The 19,384-nt window shown below is 67.2% G+C and carries 16 protein-coding genes and 1 riboswitch; of the genes, 8 read left to right on the plus strand and 8 right to left on the minus strand.

Annotated features, from left to right (window positions below; translation table 11 throughout):
- Positions 1 to 222: 222 nt before the first annotated feature.
- Both ACW7G2_RS06110 and ACW7G2_RS06115 read right to left on the minus strand, forming a co-directional pair.
- Entirely contained in the window at positions 223 to 1,485 is a 1,263-nt protein-coding gene (locus ACW7G2_RS06110; protein WP_456973786.1) for a type II toxin-antitoxin system HipA family toxin, read from the minus strand.
- A 4-nt stretch (positions 1,486 to 1,489) separates the two neighbouring features.
- Positions 1,490 to 1,771 (minus strand): helix-turn-helix domain-containing protein, encoded by a 282-nt coding sequence (locus ACW7G2_RS06115; RefSeq protein WP_456973788.1) that lies wholly within the window; start codon positions 1,769 to 1,771, stop codon positions 1,490 to 1,492.
- Positions 1,772 to 1,935: 164 nt separating this feature from the next.
- Here ACW7G2_RS06115 and ACW7G2_RS06120 point away from each other — a divergent pair, with 164 nt between their 5' ends.
- The 5 genes from ACW7G2_RS06120 (at position 1,936) to ACW7G2_RS06140 (ending at position 5,538) form a co-directional block, all read left to right on the plus strand.
- Entirely contained in the window at positions 1,936 to 3,108 is a 1,173-nt protein-coding gene (locus tag ACW7G2_RS06120) for an ATP-binding protein (RefSeq protein WP_456973790.1), read from the plus strand.
- A gap of 136 nt (positions 3,109 to 3,244) precedes the next feature.
- Positions 3,245 to 4,108 carry a prepilin peptidase gene (locus tag ACW7G2_RS06125; protein WP_456973792.1) on the plus strand — a complete coding sequence of 288 codons (864 nt, stop codon included), beginning with the start codon at positions 3,245 to 3,247 and terminating at the stop codon, positions 4,106 to 4,108.
- A 40-nt stretch (positions 4,109 to 4,148) separates the two neighbouring features.
- The gene (coaE, locus tag ACW7G2_RS06130; RefSeq protein WP_456973794.1) at positions 4,149 to 4,757 is read left to right on the plus strand and encodes a dephospho-CoA kinase; all 609 of its coding nucleotides are present in this window, start codon (positions 4,149 to 4,151) and stop codon (positions 4,755 to 4,757) included.
- A 190-nt stretch (positions 4,758 to 4,947) separates the two neighbouring features.
- Positions 4,948 to 5,226 (plus strand): type II toxin-antitoxin system RelE/ParE family toxin, encoded by a 279-nt coding sequence (locus ACW7G2_RS06135; RefSeq protein WP_456973796.1) that lies wholly within the window; start codon positions 4,948 to 4,950, stop codon positions 5,224 to 5,226.
- 12 nt (positions 5,227 to 5,238) lie between these two features.
- Positions 5,239 to 5,538, plus strand: a complete 300-nt coding sequence (locus tag ACW7G2_RS06140; protein ID WP_456973798.1) for a HigA family addiction module antitoxin — start codon at positions 5,239 to 5,241, stop codon at positions 5,536 to 5,538.
- A 235-nt stretch (positions 5,539 to 5,773) separates the two neighbouring features.
- Here ACW7G2_RS06140 and mutT read toward each other — a convergent pair whose 3' ends face one another.
- The 3 genes from mutT to ACW7G2_RS06155 form a co-directional block, all read right to left on the minus strand.
- Positions 5,774 to 6,811 (minus strand): 8-oxo-dGTP diphosphatase MutT, encoded by a 1,038-nt coding sequence (gene mutT / locus ACW7G2_RS06145; RefSeq protein WP_456973800.1) that lies wholly within the window; start codon positions 6,809 to 6,811, stop codon positions 5,774 to 5,776.
- Positions 6,812 to 7,049: 238 nt separating this feature from the next.
- Entirely contained in the window at positions 7,050 to 9,791 is a 2,742-nt protein-coding gene (gene secA, locus ACW7G2_RS06150; RefSeq protein ID WP_456973802.1) for a preprotein translocase subunit SecA, read from the minus strand.
- Positions 9,792 to 9,971: 180 nt separating this feature from the next.
- Positions 9,972 to 10,892 (minus strand): peptidoglycan DD-metalloendopeptidase family protein, encoded by a 921-nt coding sequence (locus ACW7G2_RS06155; protein ID WP_456973804.1) that lies wholly within the window; start codon positions 10,890 to 10,892, stop codon positions 9,972 to 9,974.
- 110 nt (positions 10,893 to 11,002) lie between these two features.
- Here ACW7G2_RS06155 and ACW7G2_RS06160 point away from each other — a divergent pair, with 110 nt between their 5' ends.
- Entirely contained in the window at positions 11,003 to 11,341 is a 339-nt protein-coding gene (locus tag ACW7G2_RS06160) for a DciA family protein (protein ID WP_456974137.1), read from the plus strand.
- 645 nt (positions 11,342 to 11,986) lie between these two features.
- Here ACW7G2_RS06160 and ACW7G2_RS06165 read toward each other — a convergent pair.
- A complete protein-coding gene (locus ACW7G2_RS06165; protein WP_456973806.1) occupies positions 11,987 to 14,488 on the minus strand; it encodes a S9 family peptidase in 2,502 nt (833 codons plus the stop codon).
- Between the two features lie 447 nt (positions 14,489 to 14,935).
- A riboswitch (S-adenosyl-L-homocysteine riboswitch) is annotated at positions 14,936 to 15,014 on the plus strand.
- Positions 15,015 to 15,058: 44 nt separating this feature from the next.
- Between ACW7G2_RS06165 and ahcY the strand changes: the two genes are divergently transcribed.
- Positions 15,059 to 16,522 carry an adenosylhomocysteinase gene (gene ahcY / locus ACW7G2_RS06170; RefSeq protein WP_456973808.1) on the plus strand — a complete coding sequence of 488 codons (1,464 nt, stop codon included), beginning with the start codon at positions 15,059 to 15,061 and terminating at the stop codon, positions 16,520 to 16,522.
- A gap of 149 nt (positions 16,523 to 16,671) precedes the next feature.
- Positions 16,672 to 17,634, plus strand: coding sequence for a siderophore ABC transporter substrate-binding protein (locus tag ACW7G2_RS06175; protein WP_456973810.1), 963 nt, complete (start codon positions 16,672 to 16,674; stop codon positions 17,632 to 17,634).
- Between the two features lie 106 nt (positions 17,635 to 17,740).
- On the opposite strand, the gene ACW7G2_RS06180 is transcribed toward ACW7G2_RS06175, so the two are convergent.
- Positions 17,741 to 18,673 (minus strand): M14 family metallopeptidase, encoded by a 933-nt coding sequence (locus ACW7G2_RS06180; protein WP_456973812.1) that lies wholly within the window; start codon positions 18,671 to 18,673, stop codon positions 17,741 to 17,743.
- Between the two features lie 71 nt (positions 18,674 to 18,744).
- Entirely contained in the window at positions 18,745 to 19,302 is a 558-nt protein-coding gene (locus tag ACW7G2_RS06185; protein ID WP_456973814.1) for a DUF3228 family protein, read from the minus strand.
- Between the last annotated feature and the right edge of the window lie 82 nt (positions 19,303 to 19,384).

The following is a 19,384-nucleotide window of genomic DNA, read 5'->3' on the forward strand; positions in this document are numbered from 1 at the left end:
CCACACGGAATGCCCCGGACCTCCGGGGCATTTTTCTTTATGGCCCCGCGGCGGCCTCCCGGCGCGGTGGAGCGGCCCCCGCTGTTGTAGGAGCGCGTCTTACGCGCGAAGCCGCGTGAATCGCGGCGGTGGGTCGGGGCATCGGGTGCAGCGCGGTCCCCGAAGCCGCGCCGCGCGGCCACATGTCACGCGGCTTCGCGCGTAAGACGCGCTCCTACCAGGTCAGGATGAACCGGATCCCCGCTGTCGGGACGACGCGGCGAACACCATCCCCGCTTCCCACACCGGTCGCAGGCGTTCGACCAGGTCGTGCGGAATGCGTTCGTCGGCCTGGGCCGATGCCAGGGTGGCATGCAGGCTGTCGGCGATGCGCTGGAACACGTGGGCGGGCTTGCCCACGCCGCATACGTCGCGGCCGAAGCGGGCCAGATCTTCCTGCAACGGGTAGCTTTTTGACCGCTGTTTCGTCCCCGCCCACAGGCGCAGGGCCAGGGTGTTGTCTTCCAGCTCGGGGCCGCCGGGCGAACGCTGGTAGCGGTAGATGCGGGTGCTGACCACGTCGAACATCGGCGCCAGCCGGATGTCGTCCGCGCGCCCCTGGTAGAGCACACCGAAGTTCTTCAAATGTGCATCGCCATTGCCGACCATGACGGAAAACGCCAACTGCTCGAAGAAGCGACGCAGCTCGGCTTTCCCCCTGGTGATCATGGCCAGCAGGCCGGCCACGCTTTCATAGCTGCCGTGGTATTTGCGCTCGGACAAGGTGTCGCGCACACGCAGGCCCATGAGCGAGGCGACGTCCTCAAAACCCAGGCGCGTGCCGTCCTCGGCAATGTCGAAGCGGTCCACGATCAGCATCCGGCCGTCGTGGCTCAGGTCCACGCGGGCGGTCTGGATGCCGGCGCGGGCGGCGGCGGTCATGCACAGGTACTCGTTGGCGGCCAGGCCCGGATAGCTGTCGCTTGCGGTCTTCACGATCAGGGTGGGAATGGGGATGCTCGCCCGGTCCGGCACCATGATCTTGGGCTGCATGCCGGCTATGCCGATTCCGGTGGACAGGTAGGCAGCCACGAGTTCGTCGAAGATGGCTGCGCTGTAACGCAGGCCGAGCAATTCTTCGCGGGCCAGGACGCGTGGCGGCGCGGGCACGGTGTGGCCGGGTAGGCGGTAGCCCAGGCGGCCGATTCCGTTGTGGCCAATCATGGCCAGCAGGCGCATGGCGGTCATGGCCTGCTTGGGAAACTGCTGCCGCAGGCGGTTGAACAGGTCGCCTTCGGGCAGATTCTGGTCCATCACCGGAAACAGGTCGCCATCGCGCCAGGTGAGCCGGGTGGGCGGCATCAGCAAGCCGACGGAGGGCTGGTCTTCAACGGGGTTCAGGTAGCGGTATTCATAGCCTGATTGCCGCAACAGCTGGCCGGACAGCTCGCCGGCAACATCGAGCTCCAGCAGGCGGATCTGTTCGGGAATGGAATCGGCGGCCATGGGATCAGTCCTGTGGCTCGCCGCCATCGCCGAAGCGCTGGCGCATTTCGTCCATTGTGGGCAGGCCGGCCTTTTCGATGCGCAGCACGCAGCCCATGGCCTGAAGGATGTCCAGCAGCGCGCTGGCAGTGATATCGCCGCCGGACTCCAGGCGATGCAACAGATCGCGGCTACGGCCGGATTGCCGCGCCACCCACACCGCCCGCTGTCCTTCGCGCTGGCGCAGGTGACGAACCGTCTGACCTAGGTCATGCAGGGAACGGATGGGGAGCAGCGGGCTCGACATGTCGCGAACTTAGGACATTATGGACAGATAATCAACTGGTGTCTTTTATTCAGTACATCAGTCGGTTCACATGGAGGGCACCTTCGCGCGTCCAAGAAGGCAGTCGGCCGGTGGAGCTCTCATACATATAGACTTTGTAGTTTCCAATATGTATAGATAGCGCCATGTTCCTTCCACGCGCTCTGACTCCTACCCTGCTGCGCTTGGCGCAGGGCTTTCCCGTGGTCGCCGTGACCGGGCCTCGCCAGTCCGGCAAGACCACGCTGTCGCGCGAGCTGTTCCCCGACAAGGCTTACGTCAGCCTGGAAGATCCGCAGGAGCGTGCCTTTGCCCACGAGGACCCGCGCGGATTCCTGGCCAGGTTCGAGCAGGGCGCCATCTTCGACGAGGCGCAGCGCTGGCCGGACCTGTTCTCATACCTGCAGGGCATGGTGGATGCGGACCGGACGCCAGGGCGCTTCGTGCTGACGGGTTCGCAACAGTTCGGCCTGCTGTCCGGCGTCACCCAGTCGCTCGCCGGACGGGTGGGTATGACCCGCCTGCTCCCGCTGTCGCTGCAGGAGCTGCCCGCGGCGCGGGACGACGCCCTGGGCCTGGATGGGCTGTTGCTGCAGGGCATGTACCCCGCCCTGCATACACAGCCGCTGCTGCCTGCCGACTGGTTTGCCTCCTACGTGGCCACCTATGTCGAGCGCGATGTGCGGCAGGTGCTGAACGTGCAGGACCTTTCCACCTTCCAGCGCTTCCTGCGCCTGTGTGCCGCGCGCACCGGACAGCTACTCAACGTCAGCGCGCTCGCAGGCGAGACGGGCATCTCCAACCACACCGCGCGCGCCTGGCTGTCGGTGCTGGAGGCGAGCGACCTGGTCTTCCTGCTGCCGCCCTACCATCGCAACTTCGGCAAGCGCCTGGTCAAGTCGCCCAAGCTGTATTTCGTCGATACCGGCCTGGCCTGCTGGCTGCTGGGGATCCGCGATGCCGAGACGCTGGCCCTGCATCCGCTGCGTGGGGCCGTGTTCGAGACCCTGGTGGTGGGCGAGTTCGTGAAATCCCGCCTCAATGCCGGGCTGCCGCCGGACCTGTATTTCTGGCGGGACAACAATGGCGTGGAGGCCGACCTGGTCTTCGAGGTGGATGGGCGGCTGCAGCCGGTGGAGATCAAGTCCGGCGCCACGGTCACGTCCGACTATATCCGTGCAGGCCAGAAGGCCGGGCGCTTCGCGGGCGAAGAGGCTCTGATGCCGTGGCTGATCCACGGTGGGAATGATGCGTACGCGCGTAGCGGCGTGCGCGTGATGGGCTGGCGCAGCCTGGGTGACAAGCCGCGTGACGAGTGACGCGGCGGGGATCCGCGTCGATTTGAGGTTGCACATGTGTCACCATCCTGAAGGCTGGCCGGCGTGCATCGGGGAACGTCCTGGACGTGATGCGCTTCCGGCCCGGCTGATCCCTTTCACCTGATACCGGATACCCATGGCGTACCTCGACACAAACCCCGCGCTCGGCTACCCGCTGGCGGCCGGGCTGGGACTGCTGGTGGGCAGCTTCCTCAACGTGGTGATCCTGCGCCTGCCCAGGCGCATGGAGTGGGAGTGGAAGCGCGAGGCGCGCGAGGTGCTGGAGCAGCCGGAGATGTACGATCCGCCGCCTCCGGGGATCGTGGTGGAGCGCTCGCACTGCCCCAGCTGCGGGCACCAGCTGTCTTGGTACGAGAACATTCCGGTGCTGAGCTGGCTGGCGCTGCGTGGCAAGTGTCGCAGTTGCCGCACGCCGATCTCGGTGCAGTACCCGCTGGTGGAGCTGATTACCTCGCTGCTGTTCGTGGCGTGCGTGTGGAACTTCGGGTTCGGCTGGCAGGGCTTCGGGGCGATCGTGTTCACCTCGTTCCTGGTGGCGCTGTCGGGGATTGATCTGCGCACCCAGCTGCTGCCCGATCAGCTCACCCTGCCCTTGATGTGGCTGGGGCTGATTGCAGCCGCCGACAATCTGTATATGCCGGCCAAGCCTGCGCTGCTGGGGGCGATCGTGGGCTATGTGAGCCTGTGGTCGGTGTGGTGGCTGTTCAAGCAGATCACCGGCAAGGAAGGCATGGGCCACGGGGACTTCAAGCTGCTGGCGGCACTGGGGGCGTGGTGCGGGCTGACGGGGATTTTGCCGATCGTGCTGCTTTCGGCGCTGTCGGGGGCGATCATTGGCTCGGTGTGGCTGGCGGCGAAGGGGCGGGATCGGGCTACGCCCATTCCGTTCGGGCCTTATCTGGCCATTGCGGGGTGGATCGTGTTCATGTGGGGCGATCAGCTGATTGGCGCCTATATGCGGTATGCGGGATTGGGGTAGCCGGCTTCCACTGGCGATCCATGGCAGGTACAAAGCCCGCATGAGTGATTACATCATTGGCCTGACCGGCGGGGTGGCGTCCGGCAAGAGTGCGGTGGCGCTGCGGTTCGAGGCGCTGGGCATCACGGTGGCGGATGCCGACGTGGCCGCACGCGCGGCGGTGGCGGTGGGCAGCGAGGGGCTGGCCGCGGTGGTGGATGCGTTCGGCGCCGAGGTACTGGCGCCCGACGGCGCGCTGGACCGGATGGCCATGCGGCGGCGGGTGTTCAACGATGATGCCCAGCGGCTGAGGCTGGAGGCCATCGTGCATCCGCTGGTGCGCCAGCTGGTGCGCCAGGAATGCGAGGCGGCTCAGGGGCCCTATGCGATCGCGGCGATCCCGCTGCTGGCCGAGGCGGGCCGCGATGCGTATCCGTGGCTGCAGCGGATCCTGGTGGTGGACGTTCCCCGCCAGGTACAGCTGGAGCGGCTGCTGGCCCGCGACGGCATCGACCGGGCGCTGGCCGACCGGATGATCGAAGTGCAGGCAACACGGGCCGAGCGGCTGGCGATCGCCGACGACATCATCATCAACGATGGCCCGCTGGAAGCGCTGGAGCAGCACGTGGCTGCGCTGGACAACCGCTACCGCACCCTGGCCCTTCTGTAGGAGCGCGCCATGCGCGCGAAGCCGCGTGAATCCTGGCGCTGGCCCAGGGCTTCGTCCACCGCGTTGGGAACCGACGCCCCGGCGCGACGATCAATGTCACGCGGCTTCGCGCGCATGGCGCGCTCCTACGCCCCAAAGCCACCAGCTTGTACGTTTGACGTAATACGACTCACGTAATACCCTCATCTCCGTGATCCAGTCATTCCGCTGCCGCCATAGCAGGGCGCTGTTCGAAGGCGGAAATCCTCGTCCGTTCCGGGCCATTCGGGCAGCAGCAGAACGCAAGCTGCAACTACTGGACTCCGCGCAGACGCTCGACTTCCTGCGTAGCCCGCCCGGCAACCGGCTGGAAGCCCTGCGGGGAGACCGGTCCGGTCAGCACAGCATCCGCATCAATGACCAGTGGCGGGTGTGTTTCGTCTGGACTGACGGCGGTCCTGCTGAGGTCGAGATCGTCGACTATCACTGAATGAGGTTCATCATGTCCCGTCCCACCAATGCCATGCGTCCAATCCATCCCGGCGAAATCCTGCGCGAGGATTTCATGCAGCCGTTGAGCCTGAGCGCCAATGCGTTATCGATCTCGCTTGGCGTACCGGCAACGCGTATCCACGAGATCGTGAACGGTCGCCGCGGAATCACAGCCGACACCGCTGCCCGCCTGGCGCGGCACTTCGGTGGCGACGCAGCATCCTGGCTGGCACTGCAGAATGCTTACGACCTGAAGACCCTGCCCAACCTGTCTGAAATCGAACGAACCGTGCGCCCGCGGGCGGCCTGAGACGCGCGCTTTCGGGCTGCTCCCGCATGCCCGCTGGAAGTGCTGGAGCAGCACGTGGCTGCGCTGGACCGCCGCTATCGCAGGCCAGCTCTTCTGTAGGAGCGCGCCACGCGCGCGAAGCCGCGTAAATCGTGGCGCTGGCCCGGGGCTTCGTCCACCGCGCTGGGAACCGACGCCCCGGCGCGACGACCTAATGTCACGCGGCTTCGCGCGCATGGCGCGCTCCTACCGGGAACTAATTTGCGGAGGGCCAGAGGGCGCGGATGGCGGCGATGCCCTGGGCGCCGTGCTGGCGGGCTTGGGGGATGTGGGCCGGTGTGAGGCCGCCAATGGCGTAGATGGGCAGGGAGACGGTTTCGCGCAGGGCGGCAAAGCGGGTCCAGCCGAGGCCGGGGGCGCCGGGATGGCTGGGGGTGGGCATGACCGGGCCGAGCAGGGCGAAGTCGCAGCCGAGCCGCTGGGCGTGCTGCAGTTCGGCTTCATCGTGGCAGGAAGCGGCGAGCGGGAGCGATGTGGGCAGCGGGCGCTGTTGGAGTTGGGCGAGCTGGCTGGAGCGCAGGTGCACGCCGGCACCGGTAGCGCGGGCAAGTTCGATATCGCCGCTGAGGAAGGCCTGAGCGCCGGCGGCGTGGGCCAGGGCAAGGGCTTGCCGAAGGAGGGATTCGCGTCGAACGGCGCAAAAGGCATGCGATGAGTGCCCTGCATCCGGCAGGCGAAGGTGCAGGCGGCGGATGCCGGAGGCCAGGGCGCGCTGGATGTCTTGCAGCCACTGCGCATCCTGCGCCGCGTCAGCGCCGGGCTGCGCTGCGGTGTCCGCCAGGCTGCCTTGCGGCCGGCCGTCGCTCTGGCCCGGGGCCGGGGTGACGAGGTAGCAGTCGGGCGCGGTGAGCGCGGCGACCACGGGGATGTCGGCGGGGGGCATGGCGTAGCTGGCCAGCTTGTGCAGCGGCACCCAAGCCAGGGCCTGGCCTTCCTGGCCGCGCGGCACGCCCTTCCAGGCGCTGACCAGGCGCACATCCAGGCGCAGGCGCTTGTTGGGGTAGGCCTGAGGGACGGTGATGAGGTGGGCGCCCGGCTGGACGTGGATGCCGAGCTCTTCCTGCAGCTCGCGCACCAGGGCCTGTTCGGGGGTTTCTCCAGGCTCGACCTTGCCTCCGGGGAATTCCCACAGGCCGGCCAGGTCGCGGCCGACGGTGCGGCGACTCAGGAGAACGCGGCCGCGCGGATCGGTGATGGCGGCGGCGACGACGTGGACGGGGGGCCGGTCAGCCATCGCTGTAGGAGCGCGCCATGCGCGCGAAGCCGCGGGTATCCGAGTGTGCGGCGGGGCGTCGGTAACGACGTCCCGCCCGAAGCCGCACCGCGTGGCCAATGGTCACGCGGCTTCGCGCGCATGGCGCGCTCCTACGGTCGGAACCATTTCGTGGGGCGACGCGGGTGGGGCCTGGAGTTTGGCGGGTACCGGGGTTCACGCGGTTTCGCGCGCATGGCGCGCTCCTACGGGGGTTCGATCAGGTGAGCTGGCCGTGGCAGTGTTTGTACTTCTTGCCACTGCCGCAGGGGCATGGGTCGTTGCGGCCGACCTTGTCGCCCTCGCGCACGATGGGCTGCTGCTGCAACTGCGGGCGCTCGCCACGCCCATCCACCTGCGCGGCCTCCTCGTCGGTGCCGTAGCCGCCGGAGTCGGCGTGCTGGAAGTCGGCCTGGCGCAGGCGCGCTTCGATCTGGCGGCGCTCCTCGGCTTCCATCGCGGCGATCTCCTCTTCGCTGCGGATGCGCACGCGCGCGAGCAGGGTCACCACTTCCAGCTTGACCTTGTCGAGCATGTCGGAGAACAGCTCGAAGGCTTCGCGCTTGTACTCCTGCTTGGGCTGCTTCTGGGCATAGCCGCGCAGATGGATGCCCTGGCGCAGGTAGTCCATGCGCGCCAGGTGTTCCTTCCAGTTCTGGTCGACCACGTTGAGCATGATGTGCTTTTCCAGCATGCGCATGGTCTCGGTGCCCACGGCGGCTTCCTTGTCGGCAAACAGCTTGTCCACCTGTTCGGAGACGTGGTCGGCAATGCCTTCGGCGTCCAGCTCCTGTTCGCTCTGCACCATGCCCTGCAGGTCCAGGGTGAGGCTGAACTCTTCGGCCAGCGCCGCTTCCAGGCCCGGCAGGTCCCACTGCTCGTCGATGGACTGCGGCGGCACGTGGCGGGTGACCAGGGCCATCACCGCGTCCTGGCGGATGGCCAGGATGTTGTCCTCCACGCTGTCGGCTTCAAGCAGCTCGTCGCGCTGGCCGTAGATGACCTTGCGCTGGTCGTTGTTGACGTCGTCGAAATCCAGCAGGTTCTTGCGGATGTCGAAGTTGTGGGCTTCCACTTTGCGCTGCGCGTTGGCGATCTGCTTGGTCACCAGCGGGCTTTCGATGATGTCGTCTTCCTTCAGGCCCATGCGTTCCATCACCTTCTGCACCCAGTCGGCGGCGAAGATGCGCATCAGGCTGTCTTCCAGCGACAGGTAGAAGCGGCTTGAACCCGGGTCACCCTGGCGGCCGGAGCGGCCGCGCAGCTGGTTGTCGATGCGGCGCGACTCATGGCGCTCGGTACCGATGATGTGCAGGCCACCGGCCTCCTTGACCTGCTGGTGGCGCTGCTCCCAGTCGGCGCGCAGCTGGGCCTTCTGCTCTTCGGTGGCTTCTTCACCGAGCTCGGCCAGCTCCACTTCCAGCGAGCCACCGAGCACGATGTCGGTACCGCGACCGGCCATGTTGGTGGCGATGGTGACCGCGCCGGGCTGGCCGGCGTTGGCCACGATCTGGGCTTCGCGCTCATGCTGCTTGGCGTTGAGCACCTCGTGGGTGATTCCGGCCTTCTTCAGCTCCTCGGACAGCAGTTCGCTGACCTCGATGGAGGTGGTGCCCACCAGCACGGGCTGGTTGCGGGCGTTGCACTCCTGGATATCACGGGCCACGGCGCGGAACTTGCCGGCGCGGTTGAGGAACACGGCGTCGGGATTATCGATGCGGACCATCGGCCGGTTGGTGGGGATGACCACCACTTCCAGCCCGTAGATGCTCTGGAACTCGGACGCCTCGGTATCGGCGGTGCCGGTCATGCCCGAGAGCTTGTTGTACATGCGGAACAGGTTCTGGAAGGTGACGCTGGCCAGGGTCTGGTTGTCGCGCTGGACCGGCACGCCCTCCTTCGCTTCCACCGCCTGGTGCAGGCCGTCCGACCAGCGCCGGCCCTTGAGGGTGCGTCCGGTGAACTCGTCGACGATGATCACTTCGCCGTCGCGGACGATGTAGTCCACGTCGCGCTGGTAGATGGCATGCGCGCGCACGGCGGCGTTGAGATGGTGGACGATGTGGATGTTCTGCGAGTCGTACAGACCCTCGTCTTCGTCGAGGATGGCGGCTTCGCGCAGCAAGCGCTCGGCGTTTTCCTGGCCGGCCTCGGACAGATGGATCTGCTTCTGCTTCTCGTCGACGTAGTAATCGCCCTCGCCGTCTTCCTCTTCCTGGGGCACCAGGGAGGGGATGATGCGGTTGACCTTGATGTACAGCTCCGGCGATTCCTCGGCCGGACCGGAGATGATCAGCGGGGTGCGGGCCTCGTCGATGAGGATGGAGTCGACCTCGTCGATGATGGCGTAGTTCAGGCCGCGCTGGTGGCGGTCGGCCTTGGACAGCGCCATGTTGTCGCGCAGGTAGTCGAAGCCGAACTCGTTGTTGGTGCCGTAGGTGATATCGGCCTTGTAGGCGTCAGCCTTGGTGGCGTGGTCCATGCCCGGATACACCACGCCCACGCTCAGACCGAGCCAGCTGTAGAGACGCCCCATCCAGCCGGCGTCGCGGCGGGCCAGGTAGTCGTTGACCGTGATCACGTGCACGCCCTTGCCTTCCAGGGCGTTGAGGTACGTGGGCAAAGTGCCGACCAGGGTCTTGCCCTCACCGGTGCGCATCTCGGCGATCCGGCCCATGTGCAGCACCATGCCGCCGATCAGCTGCACGTCGTAGTGGCGCATGCCCAGCACGCGCACGCTGGCTTCGCGACACACGGCAAAGGCTTCAGGCAGGACCTGGTCGAGCGTTTCGCCGTTGGCGATGCGCTGCTGGAACTCAGGGGTCTTGGCCTGCAGCTCGGCGTCTGGGAGCGCCTTCATCTGCTCTTCAAGGGCGTTGATCTTGTCGACAAGCTTCTGAAGCTGTTTGAGCTGGCGTTCGTTGCGGCTGCCGAAGACGCTGGTGAGCAGGCGATTGAGCATGTGTGGTTGGAATCCGTTTGCAGGGGCTCCGGACCGCAGCCCGGGCGCTGGAAATGAAAAAGGGCGCGAGGCGCCCTTTTCACGGCAACTTCGGATTGTACCGTGGGGATGGCCCGGGCGCGTTTCAAGTTTTCGCGGGGCGTCGGGGCGGGGCGTCGGGGACGTGGCCCCGACCTGCGGTCAGCCCCGGCTGGCGGCCTCGGCCAGGAACTCGCGCGGATTGAGCACGCGGCCGTCTTCCCACACTTCAAAGTGCACGTGGGTGCCGGTGGAGCGGCCGGTGGAGCCGGCCTTGGCCACTTCCTCGCCCGAGCGCACCAGATCGCCGACGCGCACGCTGTTGCTGGTGTTGTGGGCGTAGCGGGTGACGTAGCCGTTGCCGTGGTCCACTTCCACCACGTTGCCGTAGCCGCTGCGCCAGCCGGCGTAGCTGATCACGCCATCGGCCACGGCCATGACCGGGTCGCCATGGCGGGCGCGGAAATCAATGCCGCGATGGAAGGCGCGACCACCGCTGAAGGGGTCGGCGCGACGGCCGTAGCCGGAGGTGACATAGCTGCTGACCACCGGGGAGCGCGAGGGGATGGCCGAGCGCTCAAGCTGGCGATCGAACAGCAGCGCCTCCAGCACGGAGAGCTGCGAGCCCGAGGCGCGGAGCTGGTCTTCCACGTGGGTCAGCTCCTCGATCAGGCCGCTGACCGGCATGTCTTCTACCGGACCGACGCCGCCCAGGGCGACCGGCTCATTGAAATCGAATTCGCCGTCGACCAGCTTGCCGGCCCGGGCCAGGCGCTCGCCCAGGGCGTTGAGGCGGTTGGCCTGGGCTTGGAGTTCTGCCACCCGCGCGGCCATGGCGTTGACTTCGCGCTGGGCCTTGCGGCGGGTGTCTTCGACAGATTTTTCCTGCTGCTGCAGTTGGGCCTGGAGACGCGAGGTCTCGGCGCTGCTGATGCCGGCGCCGCAGACGATGCCTACCGCCACCACCAGACTGGCCGCCGCTCCGGGCCGGCGCAGGGCCATCACGCGAAGTCGTCGTGAGCCGTGCAACAGTCCGTTTTTGATGCGCTGGCGCGCCTGGCTGCAAATGCTGTGTAAAGTCATGCTTTCAAATGTCTCGTTTCCGATCCCATCCCAGACGCCCCAGCCGCCCTGCCAAAGCTGCGCTTGATGCGCTGCTGGCCGACGGTGCCGGCGATCCGGTCCGCCGGGCCATGTGGCTCGAAACAATGGACCGCAGATTGCATTCCCTTCTGCCCCCAACGCTGGCCGCGCGTGCGCGGCTGGGCAACGTGGATGGCAAGAGGCTCGTTTATCTCGTCGAATCGCCCATCTGGCATGCCAGGCTGCGCCTGGCCGGCCCGGAGATCCTTGCGGCGGCCCGATCCATCGGGCTGGATGTCACGGAGTTCGTGGTCAAGACCACGCGGCCGGTTCCCCGGGCTCCCCGGCCCCGGGCTGCCATGCGTTCGCTTTCACCTCTCGCCGAGCAGGCTCTGCGTGAGGCCGTGGCAACGCTTTCCGATGACGCCACCGGTAAGGACACTTCCTGAAACGGGCGCCGCCCGGACCTTGCAGGGAACGGACGACGACGAGGCATCCTAACGGGCGGGCGGGACCGGCAAGTTAACGTGCCGCTAACAGAGCAGGAAATTTCCGTTAATTTTTCGTTGGTAATTCACGGGATGCTCACTTTTGTGAGCCTGGTTACGGATCGGGACAAGTGCCTGTCTTCGACTTTTCCCGGATTCGACGTTTGTCGGGGAAAGCGGTTCTTGGTGTCGCTGTGACCTGAGGGGCCCCGCCGTGGCCGGGAGGCCTTCGCTGCTCATGTCCCCCGGCCTCCGCCTGCGGCGGATGCCTCCTCCTTTACTTCGCTGCGAAGGCCTCCCGGCCACGGCGGGGCTCGGCTTGCGGTGGGGCCTTGCGGTGGGGCTGGTGCGGGCTGCGCGGGGGGCGGTGGCTCATCAGCTGTCGAGGCGCCTCCACTGTAGGAGCGCGCCGCGCGCGCGAAGCCGCGTGACGCCTGGCGTCGGGGCGTGGCTCCGGAACTCGTGTTGGTACCGAAACCCTGCGGCGGAACACGGTTCACGCGGCTTCGCGCGCGTGGCGCGCTCCTACAACGTGGTGCCCTCTTGCAAGGTGTGGCGCTCCCGCCAGCGCGGTTCGGACCGGCCGGCGGGACTCATCTGCCGTGCTCAGAAGGCGGTGGCAGGCGCCTGCTTCACGTGCTCTTCCAGCCACGCGTCGGTTTCGTAGAGCATGTGCAGGATCGATTCGCGGGCGCGGTAGCCGTGCGATTCGTTGGGCAGCATCACCAGCCTGGACTGCCCGCCCATGCCTTTGATCGCGGCAAACATGCGCTCGCTCTGCATGGGGAAAGTGCCGGAGTTGTTGTCGTCCTCGCCGTGGATGATCAGCATCGGCTCGTTGATCAGGTCGGCGTGGTGGAACGGCGACATGGTCAGGTAGGTGTCCTTGGCGTCCCAGTAGTTGCGCTCTTCGGCCTGGAAGCCAAACGGCGTGAGGGTGCGGTTGTAGGCGCCGCTGCGGGCGATGCCGGCGCGGAACAGGTCGCTGTGAGCCAGCAGGTTGGCGGTCATGAAGGCGCCGTAGGAATGGCCGCCAATGGCGATGCGGTCGGGGTCGGCTACGCCGCGGCGGACCACTTCATCCACCGCTGCCTGGGCACTGGCCACCAGCTGCTTCAGGTAGGTGTCATTGGGCTCGGTGTCGCCCTCGCCCACGATCGGCATGGCCGGCCCGTCGAGCACGGCGTAGCCGCGGGCCAGGAAGCCCAGCGGGCCCCAGTAGCTGATGCGGTTGAAGGCGTGCGGGGAGCCGATCACCTGGCTGGCGGCGTCGGCGGAGCGGAACTCGCGCGGGTAGGCCCACATCAGGGTCGGCAGGGGGCCGTCGCGCTGCGTGTCGTAGCCGGCGGGCAGGTACAGGGTGGCGGTGAGCTCGACGCCGTCGGCGCGGGTGTAGCGGATCTGTTCCTTGCTGACGTCGCGCAGCTGCGGGGTCGGGTGCGGGAAGTCGGTCAGGGCCACGGGCTCGGCCGCGTCGGCGGACAGATCCAGCACGTAGATGTTGGTGGGCTCGACCGGGGATTCCCGGGTCAGCAGCAGGCGGGTGCCGGAGTCATCGAGCAGGGTCGCGGGGCGCTCCAGGTACGGGGCCTGCGAGTGGAACAGGCGGGTGGTGTCCTTCGTGGCCAGGTCGAAACGGTCCACGAATGGGCGGTCGCCTTCGGGCGAGGCGCCGTTGCCGATCAGGAACAGGCTATTGCCGTCCGAGCCGGTGAGCAGGCGACCGTTGCCGGCTTCGTCGGAGACCAGCACCGGGCTGCCGGGATCGCCGTAGCGGTCTTCGGAGGAGCGGTCGAACAGCAGCTCTGGCGCGCGGTCCGGGTGATCGGGGGCAATGCGCCACTGGCGGGTCTGGCGGTCGCGCCACCAGAATTCGTCGATCAGGGCCAGGTCACCGTTGCCCCAGGTGGCGCCGCGATAGCGATAGCCGAGGTCGGCGAGCTTCGCCGGAGCGCCGGCAAACGGGGCAGCGTGGGCGAAGACGCTGTCGCGCACCTCGGCATCCACCGCGGGATCGCCGCCGTCCTGGGCTTCGGCCCAGACCAGGGTGGCGGGCGCGTCGGCGCGCCACTCGATCCGGCGCACGCCTTGGGCCACCGCGTCGCGGCCCGAGGGCAGGCCTTCGATCAGCGGCAGGGCGGCGACTTCATGCACCACGGCGCCGGTGGCGGCATCGCGCACTTCGATCCGGCGCGGGAAGCTCCAGTACGGCACCTGGTAGGAGAACGGGCGCTCGATGCGCTGGCTGAGCAGGTACTGGCCGTCCGGTGAGGGGGCCAGGCCGGTGTAAAGATCCGGCGATCCCAGCGGGGTAACGCTTCCATCCAGCGCCACGATGGCGGGCTGGCTGCGCAGGTAGTGGGCGAAGACCCGGGCATCGTGCTCGTTGGCCAGCAGGTCCTGGTAGGTGCGCAGCTGGGTGATTTCGCCGCCCGGGCCGGTTTCCTGGATGTTCGGACCGGTCGGCACGCCGTCGGTTTCCGGCGCCTCGCCCTGCCCCTCGGGACGCAGCTGCACCAACAGGCGCTCGCCGCCCGGCATCCAGTCGTAACCGCGGCCGGAGACCGCGTTGAGCGGCTGGCTGACCAGGCGGCGGGCATTGAGGGCCTGCACATCCACCAGCCACAGCTCGACCGCACCGGCGCGGCTGTCCACGTGGGTGAATGCAATGTGGCGCTGGTCGGGCGACCAGGACAGCGATGCCAGGGCCAGCGGCTGGGGCAGCCCCTGCACCGGGCGCGCTTCGCCGCCGTCGACCGGCTGCAGCGACAGGTCGGTGCCGAAGGAGAAGCGGCTCTGCGAGTAGGTACGCGGATTGATCCGGGTGCCGGCCAGGCGCAGTTCCGGCTGGGCCACCACGTCGATCCCGGGCAGCGCGGGGGTTTCGACGAAGGCGATGAGGTCGCGGCGCGGCGAGAGCATCATCTGCGGCGCGGTCGGCGCGTCCACGATGGCCTGCAACTCCGGCGGCGGCAGCAGGTAGCCGCTCTGGGAGGCGTTTGCGGCTGCGGGCGTGGTGCCCGCTTGCGCCAGCAGGATCGGCGGCGCAAGCAGCAGGCTGGCGGCTACGAGCGGTGCAGCAAGATACCGGAGGGCGGGCTTGGCCATCGGCTCAATCATCCTGGATAAGGTCAAACCCCGAGCCTAGCCGTTGCAGGACCGGCGTGCCCCGTGGCTTCGGTCATGCCCCGCGACGGGACACCGTTGTAGGAGCGCGCCATGCGCGCGAAGCCGCGTGAATCCGTGTGCAGACCGAATCGCCGCCAACCTGAGGGTCTGACGCTCCCCGATCCCATGGCGGGACTGGCCGCGCCATGGACGGCGCGGACAAGCCCCCATGGATGGGTTTACGGCGTGTCCCGCCATGGGATCGGGGAGCGTCGGGCCGCCCGCGGAACCGCTCGTACCAGTTGTCACGCGGCTTCGCGCGCATGGCGCGCTCCTACACATTGGATCGGCACCCGATATGGGGCGGCACCGCACCGAGGGTTCTTACGCTGGCGCGGTCAGGGGACGTGCGGTTTCAGTCCTGTCGGTCACATATAATGGCCGGTCTCCGTCGAGGGGCGCTGCGACCGTGGAAACAGCACGGCCAGGCTCGGCGGGATCTGAACGTGAACGGCGCCCGGTTGCCTTTACCCTCCCCCGCTGCGGCGGCGGGATTGAACCGGAGCAGACATGAACGCACAGGTGAAGACCAGCTCGGAACGAGTATTTTCCCAGGACGGCGACTACAAGGTTGCCGATATTTCGCTGGCCGACTGGGGCCGCAAGGAAATCGACATTGCCGAGCACGAGATGCCGGGCCTGATGTCGATCCGCCGCAAGCACGCGCCCGATGCCCCGCTCAAGGGCGTGCGCGTGACCGGCTCGCTGCACATGACCATCCAGACCGCGGTGCTGATCGAGACCCTGAACGACATCGGCGCCGACGTGCGCTGGGCATCGTGCAACATCTTCAGCACCCAGGACCACGCCGCCGCCGCGATCGCCGCCGGTGGCACCCCGGTGTTCGCCTGGAAGGGCGAGACGCTGGAGGAATACTGGGACTGCACCCTGGATGCGCTGAGCTTCCCGGACGGCAAGGGCGGCTTTCTCGGCCCCGAGATGGTGGTGGACGACGGCGGCGACGTGACGCTGCTGATCCACAAGGGCTATGAGCTGGAACAGGGCGACGAAAGCTTCGTCAACAGCCCCGCCGCCAGCCACGAGGAGCAGGTGATCAAGAACCTGCTCAAGCGTGTGGCGGCCGAACGCCCGGGCTTCTGGACCACCGTGGTCCGCGACTGGAAGGGCGTGTCGGAAGAGACCACCACCGGCGTCAACCGCCTCTACCAGCTGGCCCAGCAGGGCAAGCTGCTGGTGCCGGCAATCAACGTCAACGATTCGGTCACCAAATCGAAGTTCGACAACCTCTACGGCTGCCGCGAGTCGCTGGCCGACGGCCTGAAACGCGCGCTGGACGTGATGCTGGCCGGCAAGGTCGCCGTGGTCTGCGGCTATGGCGACGTCGGCAAGGGCTGCGCGGCCTCGCTGCGCGCCTACGGCTCCCGCGTCATCGTCACCGAGATCGATCCGATCTGCGCGCTGCAGGCGGCGATGGAGGGCTTTGAAGTCACCACGATCGAGGACACCCTGGGCCGGGCCGACATCTATGTCACCACCACCGGCAACAAGGACATCATCACCGTAGAGCACATGAAGGCGATGAAGGACCAGGCGATCGTGTGCAACATCGGCCACTTCGACAACGAGATCCAGGTCGAAAAGCTGCAGGCGATGCAGGGCCTGACGCACGTCAACATCAAGCCGCAGGTGGACAAGTACACCTTCGCCGGCGGCAACAGCATCTTCCTGCTGGCCGAGGGCCGGCTGGTGAACCTGGGCTGCGCGACCGGCCATCCGAGCTTCGTGATGTCGAACTCATTCGCCAACCAGACGCTCGCCCAGATCGAGCTGTGGGCGAACCGCGACAGCTACGAGAACAAGGTCTACATCCTGCCCAAGCACCTGGACGAGGAAGTCGCGCGCCTGCACCTGGAGAAGATCGGCGTGAAGCTGACCACGCTCAGCAAGGACCAGGCTGATTACATCGGCGTGCCGGTGGAAGGGCCGTTCAAGGCCGAGCACTACCGCTACTGATTGAAGATATCCGCGCCCTGCCGGGCGGATACTGCGGAAATGGACGGGCGCCCCAGGGCGCCCGTTTCCATTTCCGGCCGCCCATTGCAGATGCGAACGTTTCTCAATAACATTCGCCAGCCACTATCGGCGACGCCTTCGGAGCTTTCATGCGATCCATCCCCCTCGTTCTTGCCGCCCTGCTGGCCGTGGCCGCTCCACTGCACGCCGAATCGATTGCCATCAGGCACGCCCAGGGCGTGACCACGGTGGCGGAGGCTCCGGCGCGCACGGTGGTGTTCGACCTGGCGGCGCTGGACAACCTGCATGCGCTGGGGGTGGAGGTGACGGCGGTTCCCGATGCCAACTTCGCCGGACACCTGGCGCAGTACGCAGACGAACGCTACGCCAAGGTGGGCACGCTGTTTGAACCCGACCTGGAGGCGGTGCGAGCCCTGTCGCCGGACCTGATCATCGTCGGCGACCGTTCGGCGCCTTCGTACGATGCGCTGGCGGAGATCGCACCGACCCTGGACCTCACGCCATCCACCGACAATTTCTTCGCTGATGTACTGGACGGGATCGAATCGATGGGCCGGCTGTACAACCGCGAGGCGCAGGCAGCCACGCTGGCCGCCGAGCTGCGCGAACTGCGGGATCAGGTGTCAGCGCGGGCGGAAGGCCAACACGCGGTGATGCTGTTCGCGTTGAACGGCAACGCATCGCCGCACGCGCCGGGCGCCCGCTTCGGCACGCCGCTGGACGTGCTGGGGCTGGCCTCCACCCTGCCCGCGCTGGACACCCCCTGGGTGCGCACGGCAGACACCCGCAGCGCGCGACCCAAGCCCGGAAGCCCGGAGGCGGAAGTCGCGCGCGCCGTCCAGACGCAGGCACTGACCGAAGCGATGCAGGCCGACCCCGACTGGCTGATCGTGCTGGATCGTGGCCCGGCCACCGGCGGCGGTGAAGCCACCGACCTGTCACAGATCGAGGCCGTGACCGCGAGCTCCGCCTGGCAGGCCGGCCGGGTGTTCCGGCTGGATCCGGCCGGCTGGTACCTGTCCGCGGGCAGTCATACGGTGCTGCGCGAGACGCTGGAACAGTTCCTGCAGGAGCTTGAGCACGCCCGCTGAGCTGAAAGCGGAATTCCCCAGCCCGCGTAAATCCTGTCTCACGGCAACGGCCCCCTGATGGGGGCCGTCTGCTTCTGCGGGGATGGGACTGAGATCCCGGTGGATTTCAGCCCTGCAGCGGATGCGCGAGCGCGTAGTCAATGGCCGCCCGCACTGCGGCGATCTGGGCGGCATTGCACTCTTGCGCAGTGGCAGAAGCACTGTCGGGATAGACCTCGGTGGTGGTGACGTAGCCGGCGTCGCTCACGCTGGCGCACAGGCCCAAGGCCTTGACCGCGTAGTTGATGACCCCGGGCGCCATCATGGGAGAGCCGATGATGGTTCCGTCCGGATCCGCCGGGGCGATGTGGGTGACCTGCTCCACCGCCGCAATCACCGCCCGCTGGAAGTCCGGCTGCGGATTTGCGCTGTCATCCACCAGATAGAAGCCATCGGGAATAGTGCCGGGTTCGAATGGGTTGCCATCGCGCGCGGCCAGGGCCGGACGGAACTCCGACTCGTCGGTATCGGTGGTTTCGTGCAGGTCGATATGCATCACCACCTTGCCCGGAAGCGACGCCACCAGGCGCTGCAGCGCGGCTGATTCGGGAGCCGGGCTGTCGGGGAAGAAGGAGCGGTTGGGGTCGACCGCGGCCGGGTTCCAACGCTGGAAGTGTTCGTAGCCCCACGGACTCACACAGGGCACCACCACCAGATTGGCCCGACCGGCGTAGTCCTGGCCGTGATCGGCCGCAAACTGCAGCGCACCGTGCACGCCGCTGGTCTCGTAGCCGTGCACGCCTCCGGTGACCAGCATCACCGGCAGCGCGTCATCCCAGTCGCAGCTTTTGAGTGCCAGCAGCGGGTAGCGACGACCGTCGTATTCCAGAACGCCGTACTCCTCCACGTTCCAGGCTCCGGCCAGCTTTTCAACCGCCAAAACCACATCGTCGTGGTGGCTGCGCTGGCGCTGCTGGCGCGATTTCCACAGCGTGCGCTCGGTATCGCCCCAAGGCTGGCCGGGGGTGCCAATGGGATAGAAGGGTGCGGTGTTGGACATCATCAATCCTGCAAGTGCGAAGAACCCCTGCGACTGTAACAGCGCCCTCCTACCGGGTCAGGGCTGAGGAGTCAGGGACGCCAGTTGGCGTTGTTGTTCCAGAAGTCGACGGCCCGGCGGTAAGCGCCCCGGTCCATCGGCACGCCGGAGCCACCCTCTTCCACGCCCAGCGCATTGCGCATCATGGTGATCGGGGCCATCGGAATCTCTTCCGGATCGGCGGTGTAGAGGCAGCCCACCACGCCCCATTCGCCGTCGATCGGCACGCCTTCTTTGGCCAGCTGCTCCGCGCTGTAGAGGATCACCACGAAGTAACCGGCCACCGGCGGCTCCACGCCTTCGAACCAGCGCACCAGCACCGGCAGCTCGGCCTTCGAGCGTGCCTCGTAGGCCGAGCGCAGCAGGTGCCGGTTGTCATCGGTAATGGGCACGGTCAGGCAGCGGGTGGATGTCCAGTTGCGATGCACGTGCAGTTTGCAGAACGGCGCATAGCCGTCGAGCACCTTCAGCGGCGGCTGCATGTTGAGGTGCTGCTGGAACTCCTGCGGGGTGCAGTCCTGGATGGTGTTTCCACGGCCCTGGTCGGGAAACAGGCGGGCGCGGGCGAAGGGAGTCAGGATGATCGTCATTCCCCCAGTCTAGCGACCCCCCAATGTTGTAGGAGCGCGCCATGCGCGCGAAGCCGCGTGAATTGCGGCTCGCGGGTGAGCT

The organism is Luteimonas sp. A277, from assembly GCF_054052045.1.

Bases quoted from the DNA above. Each gene is read 5' to 3' on its own strand.
- coaE (WP_456973794.1), top strand. From the start codon at position 4,149: ATGAGTGATTACATCATTGGCCTGACCGGCGGGGTGGCGTCCGGCAAG.
- ACW7G2_RS06110 (WP_456973786.1), bottom strand. From the start codon at position 1,485: ATGGCCGCCGATTCCATTCCCGAACAGATCCGCCTGCTGGAGCTCGAT.
- ahcY (WP_456973808.1), top strand. From the start codon at position 15,059: ATGAACGCACAGGTGAAGACCAGCTCGGAACGAGTATTTTCCCAGGAC.
- ACW7G2_RS06165 (WP_456973806.1), bottom strand. From the start codon at position 14,488: ATGGCCAAGCCCGCCCTCCGGTATCTTGCTGCACCGCTCGTAGCCGCC.
- ACW7G2_RS06180 (WP_456973812.1), bottom strand. From the start codon at position 18,673: ATGTCCAACACCGCACCCTTCTATCCCATTGGCACCCCCGGCCAGCCT.
- ACW7G2_RS06125 (WP_456973792.1), top strand. From the start codon at position 3,245: ATGGCGTACCTCGACACAAACCCCGCGCTCGGCTACCCGCTGGCGGCC.
- ACW7G2_RS06115 (WP_456973788.1), bottom strand. From the start codon at position 1,771: ATGTCGAGCCCGCTGCTCCCCATCCGTTCCCTGCATGACCTAGGTCAG.
- ACW7G2_RS06185 (WP_456973814.1), bottom strand. From the start codon at position 19,302: ATGACGATCATCCTGACTCCCTTCGCCCGCGCCCGCCTGTTTCCCGAC.
- ACW7G2_RS06155 (WP_456973804.1), bottom strand. From the start codon at position 10,892: ATGACTTTACACAGCATTTGCAGCCAGGCGCGCCAGCGCATCAAAAAC.
- secA (WP_456973802.1), bottom strand. From the start codon at position 9,791: ATGCTCAATCGCCTGCTCACCAGCGTCTTCGGCAGCCGCAACGAACGC.
- ACW7G2_RS06175 (WP_456973810.1), top strand. From the start codon at position 16,672: ATGCGATCCATCCCCCTCGTTCTTGCCGCCCTGCTGGCCGTGGCCGCT.
- ACW7G2_RS06160 (WP_456974137.1), top strand. From the start codon at position 11,003: ATGTGGCTCGAAACAATGGACCGCAGATTGCATTCCCTTCTGCCCCCA.
- ACW7G2_RS06140 (WP_456973798.1), top strand. From the start codon at position 5,239: ATGTCCCGTCCCACCAATGCCATGCGTCCAATCCATCCCGGCGAAATC.
- mutT (WP_456973800.1), bottom strand. From the start codon at position 6,811: ATGGCTGACCGGCCCCCCGTCCACGTCGTCGCCGCCGCCATCACCGAT.
- ACW7G2_RS06120 (WP_456973790.1), top strand. From the start codon at position 1,936: ATGTTCCTTCCACGCGCTCTGACTCCTACCCTGCTGCGCTTGGCGCAG.